Genomic DNA, 15,075 nt, shown 5'->3' on the forward strand with positions numbered 1-15,075 from the left:
AACGCGGCCATGACCGATACGAATGACGAAGGCAGCTGGGACGTTCCCGAGCTCGAACATGCCGAACTGGTGCAGATGCGCATCCGGCTCATCGCGCTCGAGACGATCGTCGCCGCGCTTCTGTCCACCGCCAGTGACGAACAGCGGCAGATCGTCGCAGCCTATGCCGACAATATCCGTGCGCGCCCCGATGCCAAGCGCCATCCCCTCACCGAATATGCCGCCGAGGAAATCGAACGCCTCCTCAACCGCTCGGACAGCGCCTGATAGACGCGCGCGACTTGGCGGGCCGGGGCGGGGTTGCTAAGGGCCGCCCCAGCCCGCCCAGCCAGACGAGACCCCCGCGCCATGAGGCCCGAAACCCCGCCATCCTCGGTGATGGCCTTCTACTGCTTTTCCCGGTTCGACGCGCCCGCCGCGCTGCGGGCGCCGCTGATCGAGCGCTGCGAAGGCCTTGGCATCAAGGGCACCATCCTCCTCGCGCCCGAAGGATTGAACGGCACAGTCGCCGGAACCCGCCCCGCGCTCGAAGAATTGCTTGCCCATCTGCGCGCGCTGCCGGGCTGCGCGGCGATGCCCGTCAAATGGTCGACCGCCAGCACGCCTCCTTTCCACAGGATGAAGGTCCGTCTGAAGCGCGAGATCGTCACCATGGGCGTCGAGGGCATCGATCCCGGACAAATCGTCGGCACCTATGTCCCACCCGCCGAGTGGAACGAACTGATCGCCGACCCCGACACGATCCTCATCGACACGCGCAACGATTATGAAGTCGCGATCGGCACCTTCAAGGGCGCGATCGACCCCCAGACCCGCAGCTTCGGCGACCTGCCCGGCTGGTTGCGCGAACAGCGCCCCCGCTGGGAAGCCGAAGGCCGAACCCCGCGCGTCGCGATGTTCTGTACCGGCGGAATCCGCTGCGAGAAATCGACCGCTTTCCTCAAGGCCGAGGGCGTGGACGAGGTCTATCACCTCGAAGGCGGCATCCTCGCCTATCTCGAACAGGTCGCGCCCGCAGAAAGCGTCTGGGAAGGCGACTGCTTCGTCTTCGACGAGCGGGTCAGCGTCGGCCACGGGCTGAAGGTCGGCGACTACCGGCTGTGCCGCGCCTGCCGCATGCCCGTCTCCGCCGCCGACCGCGCCTCGCCTCTCTACGAGGAAGGCGCCAGCTGCCCCGCCTGCCACGACATCCGCAGCGAGGAGCAGCGCCGCCGCTACCGCGAACGCCACCGCCAGACACAGCTCGCCGCCCGGCGCGGCAAGACCCATGTCGGCGCCCGCCCGCCGGAAAGCGAATGAGCTTGCCCATCCTCTACAGCTTCCGCCGCTGCCCCTTCGCGATCCGCGCCCGCTTGGCGCTTCATGCCAGCGGCACCGAGGTCGAACATCGCGAGATCCTGCTGCGCGACAAGCCAGAGGAGATGCTCGCTGCCTCGCCCAAGGGCACCGTCCCCGTGCTCGTCCTTGCCCAGGGCAAGGTGATCGACGAAAGCATCGAGGTGATGCGCTGGGCGCTCGGCCGCAACGATCCCGAAAGCTGGCTCGAAGGCGACGACCCCGCGCTCATCGAGCGCATCGACGGTCCCTTCAAGCATCATCTCGACCGCTACAAATATGCCTCGCGCCACGACAGCGACGAAATCGCCCACCGTACCGCCGCTCTGGAAATCCTCGCCGAACTCGAAGCGCGGCTGGAAAAGCAGCCCTATCTTTGCGGCCCCCGATGGACGATGGCCGACGCGGCAGTGATGCCCTTCGTCCGCCAGTTCGCGATGCACGACCGCGCATGGTTCGATGCTCAACCGCTGCCGCGCCTCCGCGCCTGGCTCGACGCAGCCCTCGCTTCACCCCGTTTTGCCGAAGTGATGGTCAAGCACCCCCTCTGGCAAGCCGAAGGCTAGAGCGCCTCGACGATGGTGGCATTGGCGATGCCGCCGCCCTCGCACATCGTCTGCAGGCCGAAGCGCCCGCCCCGCCGCCGCAGCGCATGGATTAGCGTCGCCATCAGCTTGGTCCCGCTCGCCCCGAGCGGATGGCCGAGCGCGATCGCCCCGCCATGAACGTTGAGCCGCTCGGGATCGGCACCCGTCTCCTTGAGCCAGGCCAGCGGCACCGGCGCAAAGGCCTCGTTGACTTCATAAAGGTCGATATCGTCATGCCCGCGCCCGGCTCGTTCGAGCACCCGCGCGGTCGCGGGAATCGGCTCCATCAGCATGATCACCGGATCGCCCGCGGTCACCGCCAGCGCATCGATCCGCGCCAGCGGAGTGAGCCCATGTTCGGCCAGCGCCTTCTCGCTCACCACCATCACGCCCGAGGCGCCATCGCAGATCTGGCTGGCATTGCCCGCGGTAATCCTGCCGCCCTCGCTGATCGGATCGAGACTGGCGAGCCCTTCCATCGAGGCATCCTCGCGAATCCCCTCGTCACGGTCGTGGCAGATCGCATTACCCTCGCGGTCCACTCCGTCGAGCGGCAGGATTTCCGCCTCGAAAGCGCCTTCCCGCGTCGCTTCGGCGGCCTTGCGATGGCTCGACAAGGCAAAGGCATCCAATTCCTCGCGCGCCATCTGGTAATCGGCGGCGATCATCTCGGCGCCTGTGAACTGGCTGAACTGGGTGACGCCATAGCGCTCTAGGATTGCGGGGCTCCACGGACCTTTGCCTACCCCCGCCTTCACCGCCAGCATGGTGGGCGATCCCATCGGCACCCGCGTCATGCTTTCGACTCCGGCGGCGATCACCACGTCCTGCGTCCCGCTCATCACCGCCTGCGCGGCGAAATGGAGCGATTGCTGCGAGCTGCCGCACTGGCGGTCGATGGTCACCGCGGGCACGCTGTCGGGAAGCGAGGAAGCGAGCACGCAGCTTCGCCCGATATGGAAGCTCTGCTCGCCGACCTGGCTCACGCAGCCCATGATGACATCCTCTATGGCGGCGGGATCGATCCCGCTGTCGGCGACCAGCGCATCGAGAATCCGCGCGCCCATGTTGGCGGGATGCCACTCGCGGAGCGCTCCGCCGCGCTTGCCGCCTGCGGTCCGCCGCGCCGCCATCACATAGGCCTCGCCCATCATCGCTCTCCTCGAAAGATCAGGGGAAAAGGGGGTAGGCCGCGCGCTCCCGCTCGGCAAGTCTTGGGCGGGGAGACCATCGCCAAGCCCGCGCTTTGCCGCTACCGCTTGGGCCATGACCGCAACGCTTGCGCCCTTCCACCTCGCCTTCCCGGTCGACGATCTCGCCGCCGCGCGCCGCTTTTATGGCGAGCTTCTCGGTTGCCGCGAAGGCCGGTCGAGCGCCGAATGGGTCGATTTCGACTTCCACGGCCACCAGATCGTCGCCCATCTCGCCCCCGATGCGGGCGACCGCGCATCCAACCCGGTTGACGGCCATGAGGTGCCGGTCCCCCATTTCGGGCTGCTGCTGCCGGTCGCCCAGTGGCAGGCCCTTGCCGACTGTCTCGAAGCGGCAGGCACCGACTTCGTGATCGCGCCCCATGTCCGTTTCGAGGGCAAGGCAGGCGAGCAGCATGTCATGTTCCTGCGCGATCCGGCGGGCAATGCGCTCGAATTCAAGGCCTTCGCCGATCCTCGGCAGATCTTCGCGCGCGACTGACCGCCTTTCCATCAGCGCGTCGATGATTTCGCATCCATTGATTGATCCAGCCGATTGAACTGATGAACGCAAAGCGTTGGACAGTCGGCCTCGGAAAGGCGCACCCTCCCAGCCTGTGATCAATATATGAGTCGAGAGGAACAGGGTAATGGACAAGAAAACCGGCGAAGGCTTCAGCGGCTGCCCCATGCATGACGGGGGCGTCCGTGCCCTGCTCGGTCGCACCAATCGCGACTGGTGGCCCGACGCGCTCCAGCTCGACATCCTAACGCAAGGCGGCACCAGCCCCGATCCGCGCGGCGAGGATTTCGACTATGCCGAGGCCTTCCAGAAGCTCGACTATCAGGCGCTGAAAGAAGATCTGAAGGCGCTGATGACCGACAGCCAGCCCTGGTGGCCGGCAGACTATGGCCATTACGGCCCCTTCTTCATCCGCATGGCCTGGCACGCGGCGGGCACCTATCGCACCGGCGATGGCCGCGGCGGCGCCAATTCGGGGCAGCAGCGCTTCGCTCCGCTCAACAGCTGGCCCGACAATGGCAATCTCGACAAGGCGCGCCGCCTGCTCTGGCCGATCAAGCAGAAATATGGCGAGAATATCAGCTGGGCCGACCTGTTCATCCTCACCGGCAATGTCGCGATCGAATCGATGGGCGGCCCGGTGTTCGGCTTCGGCGGCGGGCGTGCCGACGTCTACGAACCCGAAAATGACGTCTATTGGGGCAGCGAGGAAAAATGGGTCAGCGAGGGCGTCGAGACCCGCATCATTCCCGAAGAGGGCAAGGCGCTCGAAAACCCGCTCGCCGCGATCCAGATGGGCCTCATCTACGTCAATCCCGAAGGGCCGGGCGGCAACCCCGATCCGCTGCTTTCCGCGCGCGACATGAAGGAAACCTTCTCGCGCATGGCGATGAACAATGAGGAAACGGTCGCGCTCACCGCGGGGGGCCATGCCTTCGGCAAGTGCCACGGCGCGGTTCCCGTCGACGGGATGAGCGGCGATCCCGAATCCGAGGCGATGCACCTGATGGGCTTCGGCTGGACCACCGATCCCGAGGAAATCGGCAAGGGCCATATCACCACCTCGGGCCTCGAGGGCGCCTGGACCCCCAATCCTACCCAGTGGGGCAATGACTATTTCCGGCTCCTGTTCAAATATGACTATGAGCTGGTGAAAAGCCCGGCGGGCGCGCAGCAGTGGCAGCCGATCGATCCCGATCCCGAGGACATGGCGCCCGACGCACGCGATCCCTCGAAAAAGGTCCCGACGATGATGACCACCGCTGACATGGCGCTCAAGATGGACCCCGAATATCGCGAGATCTCGCAGCGTTTCCTCAACGACCAGGCCGCGCTCGAAGACGCCTTCGCCCGCGCCTGGTTCAAGCTGTGCCACCGCGACATGGGGCCCAAGGTCCGCTATCTCGGGCCCGAGGTGCCCGACGAGGATCTCATCTGGCAGGACCCGGTGCCCGAAGGCACGATGCCCTCCGACAGCGCGGTCTCCGACTTCAAGTCGAAGATCCTCGACAGCGGGCTTACCGTGACCGAACTGGTCAAGGCGGCCTGGGCCTCGGCCTCGACCTATCGCAAGTCCGACCATCGCGGCGGCGCCAACGGCGCGCGCGTCCGGCTCGCTCCGCAGAAGGACTGGGAAGCCAATGATCCCGACGAACTCGCCCAGGTTCTGTCGAAGGTGGACGAACTTCGCGGCGATCTCTCGATGGCCGACGCGATCGTGCTGGCGGGCAGCGCGGCGGTCGAAAAGGCAGCGCGCGACGCGGGCTTCGACGTCGACGTTCCCTTCACTGGCGGTCGCGGCGATGCCAGCGAGGAGCAGACCGACGTCGAAAGCTTCGAACCGCTCGAACCCTTCGCCGACGGTTTCCGCAACTATCTGAAGACCAAGGCCTCGGTGAAGACCGAGGACATGCTGGTCGACAAGGCCCATCTCCTCAATCTCTCGATTCCCGAGATGACCGTTTTGGTTGGCGGGATGCGCGCGCTCGGCGCCAACAGCGGCAATTCCTCGCATGGCGTTCTCACCGACCGCCCAGGACAGCTGACCAACGACTTCTTCGTCAATCTTCTCGAAATGGGGACCCTGTGGGAAGTCGTCGATGAAAGCGGCGACGAGGAATTTGTCGGACGCTGCCGCAAGGAAGGCCATGAGAAATGGCGTGCCACGCGCACCGATCTCGTGTTCGGCTCCAATTCGCAGCTTCGCGCGGTCGCCGAGGTCTATGCCGAGAAAGGCAGCGAACAAAAGTTCGTCGACGACTTCATTGCCGCCTGGGTGAAGGTGATGAACAACGACCGGTTCGACCTGCACCGCTGATCGGCGGACCGGTTGGTGAAGGGCCCGCTTCCCCACGAGGGGAGGCGGGCCTTTTGCTGTTCTAAAAGCGCCCGGGCGCGACCTTGTCGGGCGACAGGCGCGGCGATCCTTCCCCGCGCCGCTCGGCGGCCTTGACGAGGTCGCGCACCCGCGTCGCGATCGGCACCGGCACGCCGTGCCGCTGCCCCAGTTCGATTACCGCTCCTTGCAGCGCATCGACTTCGGTGGTGCGCCCCCGATCGAAATCCTCGGCCATCGACGAACGTGCCTCGGGATCGATGCGGAAAGTGCGCGCCGCGACCTTGCGGAACAGGAAGGTCGGCAGCCGCAACAGCTTGGCCATCCAGCGCGGCGAAATCGGGGTCGCTCCCTGGTAATCGATCCCCGCCGCCTCGAGCGCGGCCATGCCTTCCTCCATCTGCCACGCCATGAGCTTGCGCCAGCGCCGGTCGGACATCTGCTCGATCAGCGGAATTCCCGACAGGGCGTTGAGCGCATTGTTGAGATTGATGAGAAGCTTGCCCCAGGCGAGTTCCTCGATCCCGTCCTTTTCCTCGAGGCCAAGGCAGCTCCCTTCGAACAGGCCTGCAATCGGCACCGGTCCCTTCGCCGCGATCAACACCCCGCTGGTGGCACGGTGGAAGCGCCCGTCGCCCGTCTGCACGACATTGAAGGGCACCACGCCTGCGCGCACGTCCCGGCCCGGCAATTTCTCCTTGAGGATCGGCGCATTGGTCACGCCATTCTGCAGGCTGACGATAATTGCTTCGGGGCGCGCAAAACGAGCGATGCCCTCCGCCATCTCTTGGGTCGCGCCGCTCTTCACCGTGACGAAGATCACATCGGCGCTTGCCAGCGCCGCGGGATCGACGGTCATCCCCGCCTCGCTCGCGGGGATATGCGCGTCCCAGCCGTCATTGTCGCTGAGGTGAAGCCCGTCCCGCGCGACCCTTTCGGCCACCGCTCCGCGCCCCAGCAAGGCGACATCGCGCCCGGCATGGGCGAGCACTCCGCCCACGAAGCAGCCGATCGTTCCCGCTCCGGCAATGATGATGCGCGGATTGTCCTTCACCGGTTTCGCCTGCCTGCGATCAGCGCATCGACCACGCCCGGATCCGCCAGCGTCGAAGTATCGCCCAGCGAGTCATAGTCATTCTCGGCGATCTTGCGCAGGATCCGCCGCATGATCTTGCCCGACCGCGTCTTGGGCAAGGCAGGGGTGAAATGGATGAGGTCGGGGGTCGCGATCGGCCCGATCTCGCTGCGCACCTGCGCTTTCAACTCCCGTTCGAGCGCGTCGTCCGGCTCCTCGCCCGCGACCAGCGTGACGAAACAATAGATGCCCTGTCCCTTGATGTCGTGCGGATAGCCCACCACCGCGGCTTCGGCGACCGTGGGATGCAGCACCAGCGCGCTCTCGACCTCGGCGGTCCCCATGCGATGCCCCGACACGTTGATGACATCGTCCACGCGCCCGGTGATCCAATGATAGCCATCCTCGTCGCGCCGGCACCCGTCGCCCGAGAAATAGCGCCCGGGAAAGGTCGAGAAATAGGTGTCGACGAAGCGCTGGTGGTCGCCATAGACGGTGCGCGCCTGCCCGGGCCAGCTGCGCGCCATGCAAAGATTGCCCTCGGCAGCGCCTTCCAGCAGCTTGCCCTCGCCATCGACCAGCACGGGCTCCACCCCGAACAGCGCCTTGCCCGCCGCGCCGGGCTTCATGTCATGCGCGCCGGGCAGGGTGGTGATCATGATTCCCCCCGTCTCGGTCTGCCACCAGGTATCGACGATCGGGCAGCGCCCGCTCCCCACCACTTCATGATACCATCGCCACGCCTCGGGATTGATCGGCTCGCCGACGGTGCCGAGCAGCCTGAGCGAGGATCGGTCGCGGCTCGTCACCGGCCCATCGCCCTCGCGCATCAAGGCGCGGATCGCGGTCGGCGCGGTGTAGAAGATGCTCACGCCATATTTGTCGACCACGTCCCAGAACCGCCCGGCGTCGGGATAGTTGGGAACGCCTTCGAAAATCACTTGGCTCGCCCCGTTCAACAGCGGCCCGTAAGCGACATAGCTATGCCCGGTGATCCATCCGATATCGGCGGTGCACCAGAAGATATCCTCGGGCCGCACGTCGAAAACATAATGGAAGGTCAGCGCCGCCCACACGCCATAGCCGCCGGTCGTATGCAGCACCCCCTTGGGCTTGCCGGTCGAGCCGGATGTGTAAAGGATGAAGAGCGGATCCTCGGCCTTCATCTCCTCGCACGGGCAGTCCGCATCGTTCGCCTTGTCGGCCAGCCAGAAATCCCGTCCTTCGGTCCAGTTCACCTCGCAGCCCGTGTGCCGAACCACCAGCACCGCCTCGACACCGGCGCCCGGCCGCTCGAGCGCCGCATCCACATTGTCCTTGAGCGGCACGGGCTTTCCTCCGCGAAGGCCCCCGTCGGCGGTGATGACGAAGCGGCTTTCGCAATCGGCGATCCGCCCCGCCAGCGCTTCGGGCGAAAAGCCCCCGAACACCACCGAATGGATCGCCCCGATCCGCGCGCAGGCGAGCATCGCGGCGGTCCCCTCGGGGATCATCGGCATGTAGATCGTCACCCGGTCGCCCTTCTTCACCCCGATCGCCTTCAGCGCATTGGCGATCCGCACCACTTCGCGATGCAACTCGCGATAGGTGAGAGTGCGCGCCTCGCTCTCGGGATCGTCGGGCTCGAAATGAAGCGCCACCTTCTCGCCCCGCGCATCGAGGTGCCGGTCGAGGGCATTGTGGCAAAGGTTGAGAACCCCGTCGTCGTACCAGCGGATATCGACCGGATCGTAGGACCAGTTTCCCGCCTTGCTCGGCGCCGTCACCCAGTCGAGCCGCCTCGCCTCCTCGAGCCAGAAAGCGTCATTGTCGCTCAAAGAGCGCGCATATCGCTCGGCATATTGCTCGGGCGTGGCATGGGTCCGGTCTGTCTCGGGCGCGCGCACCAGGCTGTCGGTCACCGCTTCTCTCCCTTCGTCGCTCGAAACGGGCAGGTTAGGCAGCTTCGCCGCGACTGTCAGCCACAGATCGCTTGCCTGCTGGCGAAGGTCCGCTATCGTGCCGCCAAAGTTTCAACCATCAATCCCGCGCTGGGGGAGGCGCAATTTCATGACCTTTGGCGAGTTGATCGACAATGTCTCCGGACTGATCTGGGGCGGCACCTGGGGCGATGCGCAACTAATCCCCCTGCCACCGATGGTGATCGTGCTGTTCGGCATCGGGCTCTACATCATGGTGGGGCTCAAATTCTATCCGCTCCGCCAGCTCGGAAGCGCCTTCAAGGGGCTGTTCGCAGGCCGCAAGAGCGCGGGCGAAGGTGAAATCTCGCCTTTCGCGGCACTTTCGACGGCTCTGTCGGGACAGGTCGGCACGGGCAACCTTGCCGGGGTCGCGACCGCGATCACGCTGGGCGGGCCGGGCGCGATCTTCTGGATGTGGATTACCGCGCTCATCGGCATGGCGCTCGCCTTTGCCGAAGGCAGTCTTGCCATCCGCTATCGCGAAAAGGCGGCGATCGGCGCCTATCGCGGCGGTCCGATGACCTACATCATGATGGGCCTGGGCAGGAAATGGACCTGGCTCGCCATCCTCTTCTGCATCGGCACGCTGTTCAGTGCGGTGGTCACGGGCAATTCGATCCAGTCCAACTCGATCGCCGACAGCTTCGGCGAACTGTTCGGCTTCGAGGAATGGGTGTCGGGGATCATCGTCGCGGTCGCGGTGTTCGCGGTGATCATCGGGGGCATCAAGTCGATCGGTTCGGTCGCCGAAAAGGTCGTTCCTTTCATGGCGGCGGCCTATATCCTGCTCGCCATCGTCGCGCTCATTCTCAATGCCGCCGATCTTCCCGAGACCTTCGGGCTGATCTTCTACGGCGCCTTCAACCCGCAGGCCGCATCGGGCGGTTTCCTCGGCGCGATGATCATCATCGCGATCCGCGCGGGCGCGGCACGCGGCCTCTTCTCCAACGAAGCGGGTCAGGGTTCGACCCCGATCGCCCACGCGGTCGCGCAGACCAACGATCCCGAACAGCAGGGCCGCATGGCGATGCTCGGCACCTTCATCGACACGATCGTGATCTGCACCATGACCGCGCTGGTGATCCTCACCGTGCGCGGCGATTTCACCTATGAAGGCGCGGCAGTCGCCCATGCCTGGCAATCGGGCCTCAATGGCTTTGAAATGACCTCGGCGGCCTATGGCGCGGCCTTCCCGCTGCCGGTGCTCGGCATCCCGATGGGGACCTTCATCGTCAGTGTCGCTCTCATTCTTTTCGTCTTCACCACGCTCCTGACGTGGAGCTATTATGGCGAACGCGCGATCACCTTCATCTACGACCGGATCCCGGGCGCGAGCGTGAAGGGCGAAAAGACGCTGCACTTCCTGTGGCGCCTGCTCTGGTGCGTCGTGATCTTCATCGGGGCGAGCGTCGATCTCGAACTGGTGTGGCGGATGGGCGATATCTCGAACGCTGCCATGGCGCTTCCCAACCTTGTTGCGCTGGCGCTCCTGTCGGGGGTGGTGTTCAAGCTCGCCAAGGGCGACCGCAACGCCGGTCCCACGCACGAGCTCAAGCATATCAAAAAGGTCGGCGAGGAAGAGGGGGCGGTAAGCCACGAACCCCCGCCGGGCGTCGGCCACTAGGGCTGCCGCAGGAAAGGGAAAGGCCGGGGTTCGCCCTGGCCTTTTTCGTTCGGGAGCGCATTTCGGCTCACATACGTATGCAGTTTGCAACGGGTTTGTTGCGGTGCAGCAACAAATCGGATAGGTTCGCCCGCTGAAAAAAGAGTGGGAGCCTTGTCATGAAGTATTTCGGCCTTTCGTCCGCCGCCCCGATCGCCATCGCGGTCGCCTGTCTGTCGCAACCCGCCCATGCGCAGGCCGCGCCGCAGGAAGAGGCTGGCCAGGACGTCGTCGCCACGCCGCTCGACGAAGGCTCCGACCAGGTCGTTGACGAGACCATCGTCATTACCGGCACTCGCCTGTCACGCGATCCCAACCAGGCTGCGCCGTCGCCCATTTCCTCGGTCTCGGTCGAGGACATCCGCAGCACCGGACAGGTCGATAGCGCCGAACTGCTCCGCGAGCTTCCGGCCCTGTCCAACTCGGGCACCATCGCGGACTCGCTCGAACGGGGCGAAGGCGGCATCGGCCAGGCCACGCTCAACCTGCGCGGACTGGGCTCGGGCCGCACCCTCGTGGTGGTCAATGGCAAACGCCATGTCTCGGGCGTCGCGGGTTCGCAGATCGTCGACGTCGCGACCATCCCGCCCGCGCTGATCCAGCGGGTCGACGTGCTCACCGGCGGCGCATCGGCCGTCTATGGCGCCGATGCCGTCAGCGGCGTCGTCAACTATGTCCTGCAGGACGATTTCGAAGGCTTCGACATTTCGGGCCAGGTCGGCAATTCGCGCCACTCGGACGGCTTCACCGCTTTGATCAACGCGGTGATGGGCAGCAGCTTCGCCGATGATCGCGGCAATATCACGCTCGCGGGCGGCTATGCCCGCATCGACGAACTGCAGATGGGTGACCGCGCCTATACGCGCGACAATGGCCGTTTCAACACCGGCCAGACCTATCCCAATCCGCTGCGTCGCTTCCAGAAGGGCGATATCTCGGCTTCGGCGACGCCCAACTTCTTTGGCTATTTCAACACCGCCAACGGGCTCTTCCCCTATGGCTTCTCGATCCCGCTGCCGGGCACCGCGGCCTATGACGCGATCTTTACCGGCGGGACCACGCCCACTGCCGAGGAACAGCGGCTGATCGACCAGGCACTGGGCGCGCCTTCGCTTGCCTTCCGCTCGGGCCCGGTATTCGCCATCTCGTCCAACTCGGGCCTCGTCTTCCGCCGCGATTTCGGCTTCTTCGACGCCGACATCAACAACAATGGCATCAACGATTGCGAGGAAAGCTTCATCGGCTTCACCGGCTTCGGCGGAGGCGGCTGCTATGTCACCACTCCCGATGGCGGAGTGCGCATCTTCGAAGATGGCATCATCGCTTCTTCCTCGAACCAGTTCGGGGGCGACGGCGCGGCCGAACGTTATGACGCCGATTCACTCATTCCGCAGAACGACCGCTATTATGCCAACCTTCTCGCCAGCTTCGAGGTGGCGGCGGGCGCCGAACTGTTCGTCGACGCCAAATATGTGAAATCGAAGACCCGCTCGCAAAGCCCCTACAACACCTTCTACGATTCGCTTCTCATCCTGCCCGACAACCCCTTCATCCCGGCGGTGCTGCAGGCCGATGCCGACGATGCGGGCGGGCTGCGCGTCAGCCGCGACTTCATCGACCTCGGGCCGGGCGCCACCACCGCCGAACGCGACACCTACCGCATCGTCGGCGGCCTGCGCGGCGAGATGGGCAATGGCTGGGACTATGAGGTCTACGGCAATTATGGCCGCACCGAGTCCGATGTCACTTTCTCCAACTCGGTGCTCTATGACCGGCTGTTCGCCGCGCTCGACGCGGTCGACGAAGGCGAATTCCTCAATGGCACGCCCAATGGCAACATCGTCTGCCGTTCGGATCTCGATCCCACCGCGGTCTATCCGGGCAGCCAGTTCTTCCCGGTGATCGAAGGGGGCTTCTTCACCTTCAACCCGGGCGATGGCAGCTGCACGCCCATTTCGATCTTCAACGGCGCTTTCTCGGTCAGCCAGGCGGGGGTCGATTTCATCACCACCCCCACGACCAATTCCTCGACCTTGGAGCAGCTCGTGTTCGGAGCCAGCCTCGTCGGCGACACCGGCAGCTTTCTCAACCTGCCGGGCGGCGCGGTGGGCTTCGTGCTCGGCGCCGAATATCGCGAGGAGAAAAGCGACACCCGCTTCGATCCGCTGACGCTCGGCATCCTTCCCGTCACCACGCCCTTCGGCAATGCCGGCGATTTCGTCGGCGACATCAGCGGCAACCAGTCGCTGGTGTTCGACGCCCAGACCCGCACCTTCGACGCGGGCGGCAAATATGACGTGAAGGAGGTCTATGGCGAACTCCGCTTGCCGATCCTCGCCGACATGCCCTTCGCCAACCAGCTCGAAGTGGGCGGCGCGGCGCGCTATTCGGACTATTCGAACATCGGCGGCACCTTTACCTGGAACGTCAACGGCATCTACGCTCCCGTCGAGGATCTGAAGCTGCGCGGCACCTACGCCCGCGCGGTGCGTGCGCCCAACATCAACGAATTGTTCAGCCCCGACCAGGGAACGGTCTTCCGTCCTGCCGATCCGTGCGATCTCGCGCAGATCAACGCCCTTCTCGCCGCCGATCCGGCGGCGGGCGCGCTGCGGCGCGACAATTGCTATGCCGAACTCGGCGTGCTGGGCTTCGATTCCGTCACCAATCCCTATCTCGACCCGCTGACCGCGCGTTTCTCGGGCACCACCGGCGGCAATCCCGACCTCGATGAGGAAACCGCCACCACCTGGACCGTCGGCGCGGTGCTCCAGCCCCGCTTCATTCCGGGCCTCGTCATCACCGCCGACTATTATGACATCGTCATCGAGGATGCGATCTCGGCGGTCAGCGCGCAGGACATCGTCGACAGCTGCTACGATGCCAGCGACTTCCCCAACCAGTTCTGCGGCCTCTTCGATCGCCAGACCGATTTGGGCTCGCCGATCCTCGGGGGCTTCACCTTCCTGCGCCAGCGGCAGCTCAATTTCGGCCGCATCGAGACCGCGGGCGTCGATGCGACGATCGGCTATAACTTCGACCTCGGCATGAACGAATTCGCGCTGCGCGCGACCGCCAACTGGGTCGACAAGATCGACTTCTTCTTCGATCCCACCGACCTCAGCGTCGTCGATCCCGAACTGCGCGAACAGGGCCGCCCCGAATGGTCGGGATCGGGCTCGGTTACCTGGACCCGCGGCGACTTCTCGCTGGGCTACCGCCTCCAATATATCGGCAGCCAGGCGATCGGCGGGGTCGAGATCGAGACCGCCGACGTGGTCGCCGGCCCCGAAGGCTTCGCAGACGAGAAGTTCGTCCACGACCTCTCGTTCAACTTCGACGTTGCCGAGGATATGTCGATTTATGGCGGGGTGAACAATTTCACCGACGTCGATCCCTATCCGACCAACTCGGCCTATCCGGTCTCGCCCTACGGACGCTATTATTTCCTCGGCTTCCGCATCAGCGGCGACCGGCTGCCGTTCTAGCCTGAAAGCGAAGGGGGCGGCCTCCCGGGGCCGCCCCTAGCGCGTCTCGAACCCCGCGATCGCCTCGGCCATCCACCGCCCCGCCACCAGGCTCGACAGGTCGGTGAGGTCAAGCGGCGGGTCCCACTCGGTCAGGTCGATCATCCGCACCCGGGGATCGCCCGCAAGCTTTCGCACCGCGAAGAAGAAATCGCGCGCCTGCATTCCCCCGGGTCGCGCGCCCGGCGCGCCCGGAAGCTGCGCCCGGTCGATGACGTCGATGTCGCAATCGACCATGATCGCCTCGCAATGCCCGACATGCGCGAGCGCCGCCTCGATCGCGGCGGCAATGCCATGGTCATCGACCTGCGCCTGCGTGATCACCCGGTTTCCCGCGGCCAGCGCATCGCGATGCATTTCCTGGCTGTTGGCAAAGGGCGCCAGCCCGATCTGCGCGATATTGGCCCCCGGCATCCCGTCCTCGATGAGCGCGCGCACCGGATTTCCATTGCCCAGCCCGTCCGACAGGTCACGCATGTCGAAATGCGCATCGAGCGTGATCAGCCCCACCTTGCCGAGATCCTCGCCCAGCGCCTGCACCCCGGGCCGCGTCACCGCATTGTTGCCACCGACCAGCAGCGTCAGCGCATGCCGCCCGGCGCTCTTTCGCGCCAGTTCGCGGATCGGCGAGGTCGCTTCCTCGATCTCCATCCCCCCGATCGCGGCATCGCCCATGTCGGCCACCCGCGCGGAAAGCTCGCGTCCCGTGTCGATGTCATACAGCCCGATCCGCCGCAAAACCTTGCGCAGCGCGGCAGGCGCCTCGTCGCAATTCCCGGGCGTTACCGAGCCCGCCCCCAAGGGCGCGCCCACGAGGCCGATGGCCGCGCCATCGCCACTTTTCACCAACAAGTCGTTCAAATTCGGCCAGCTCATGCT

The 15,075-nt window shown here is 65.3% G+C and carries 11 protein-coding genes; 7 read left to right on the plus strand and 4 right to left on the minus strand.

Features of this window, described 5'->3' with window-relative positions; genetic code table 11:
- Nucleotides 1-9: 9 nt before the first annotated feature.
- The 3 genes from FHS50_RS10005 to FHS50_RS10015 all read left to right on the plus strand — a co-directional run bounded on the left by FHS50_RS10005 (nt 10) and on the right by FHS50_RS10015 (nt 1,901).
- Entirely contained in the window at nt 10-267 is a 258-nt protein-coding gene (locus FHS50_RS10005) for a hypothetical protein (protein WP_183934286.1), read from the plus strand.
- A gap of 81 nt (nt 268-348) precedes the next feature.
- Nucleotides 349-1,299 carry an oxygen-dependent tRNA uridine(34) hydroxylase TrhO gene (gene trhO / locus FHS50_RS10010; protein WP_183934287.1) on the plus strand — a complete coding sequence of 317 codons (951 nt, stop codon included), beginning with the start codon at nt 349-351 and terminating at the stop codon, nt 1,297-1,299.
- On the plus strand, nt 1,296-1,901 hold the full coding sequence (locus FHS50_RS10015; RefSeq protein WP_183934288.1) for a glutathione S-transferase: 606 nt from the start codon (nt 1,296-1,298) through the stop codon (nt 1,899-1,901). The genes trhO and FHS50_RS10015 overlap by 4 nt, the downstream gene beginning before the upstream one ends.
- Here FHS50_RS10015 and FHS50_RS10020 read toward each other — a convergent pair.
- Nucleotides 1,898-3,073 (minus strand): acetyl-CoA C-acetyltransferase, encoded by a 1,176-nt coding sequence (locus FHS50_RS10020; RefSeq protein WP_183934425.1) that lies wholly within the window; start codon nt 3,071-3,073, stop codon nt 1,898-1,900. The two genes, FHS50_RS10015 and FHS50_RS10020, sit on opposite strands and share 4 nt — an antisense overlap.
- Nucleotides 3,074-3,188: 115 nt before the next feature.
- Here FHS50_RS10020 and FHS50_RS10025 point away from each other — a divergent pair, with 115 nt between their 5' ends.
- Both FHS50_RS10025 and katG read left to right on the plus strand, forming a co-directional pair.
- The gene (locus tag FHS50_RS10025; RefSeq protein ID WP_183934289.1) at nt 3,189-3,614 is read left to right on the plus strand and encodes a VOC family protein; all 426 of its coding nucleotides are present in this window, start codon (nt 3,189-3,191) and stop codon (nt 3,612-3,614) included.
- Between the two features lie 148 nt (nt 3,615-3,762).
- The gene (gene katG, locus FHS50_RS10030; protein WP_183934290.1) at nt 3,763-5,952 is read left to right on the plus strand and encodes a catalase/peroxidase HPI; all 2,190 of its coding nucleotides are present in this window, start codon (nt 3,763-3,765) and stop codon (nt 5,950-5,952) included.
- A gap of 61 nt (nt 5,953-6,013) precedes the next feature.
- Here katG and FHS50_RS10035 read toward each other — a convergent pair whose 3' ends face one another.
- Nucleotides 6,014-7,024 (minus strand): 2-dehydropantoate 2-reductase, encoded by a 1,011-nt coding sequence (locus tag FHS50_RS10035; RefSeq protein WP_183934291.1) that lies wholly within the window; start codon nt 7,022-7,024, stop codon nt 6,014-6,016.
- Nucleotides 7,021-8,946 (minus strand): acetate--CoA ligase, encoded by a 1,926-nt coding sequence (acs, locus tag FHS50_RS10040; RefSeq protein WP_183934292.1) that lies wholly within the window; start codon nt 8,944-8,946, stop codon nt 7,021-7,023. Before acs ends, FHS50_RS10035 begins: the two co-directional genes overlap by 4 nt.
- Before the next feature lie 148 nt (nt 8,947-9,094).
- On the opposite strand from acs, the gene FHS50_RS10045 reads away from it, so the two are divergent.
- The gene (locus tag FHS50_RS10045) at nt 9,095-10,630 is read left to right on the plus strand and encodes an alanine/glycine:cation symporter family protein (RefSeq protein WP_183934293.1); all 1,536 of its coding nucleotides are present in this window, start codon (nt 9,095-9,097) and stop codon (nt 10,628-10,630) included.
- 158 nt (nt 10,631-10,788) lie between these two features.
- Nucleotides 10,789-14,157, plus strand: a complete 3,369-nt coding sequence (locus FHS50_RS10050; RefSeq protein ID WP_183934294.1) for a TonB-dependent receptor domain-containing protein — start codon at nt 10,789-10,791, stop codon at nt 14,155-14,157.
- Nucleotides 14,158-14,193: 36 nt separating this feature from the next.
- On the opposite strand, the gene FHS50_RS10055 is transcribed toward FHS50_RS10050, so the two are convergent.
- Nucleotides 14,194-15,072: an arginase family protein gene (locus FHS50_RS10055; protein ID WP_221184917.1), complete on the minus strand. Its 879-nt coding sequence runs from the start codon at nt 15,070-15,072 to the stop codon at nt 14,194-14,196.
- Between the last annotated feature and the right edge of the window lie 3 nt (nt 15,073-15,075).

This window comes from Sphingomicrobium lutaoense, assembly GCF_014195685.1.
Taxonomy (GTDB): Bacteria; Pseudomonadota; Alphaproteobacteria; order Sphingomonadales; family Sphingomonadaceae; genus Sphingomicrobium; species Sphingomicrobium lutaoense.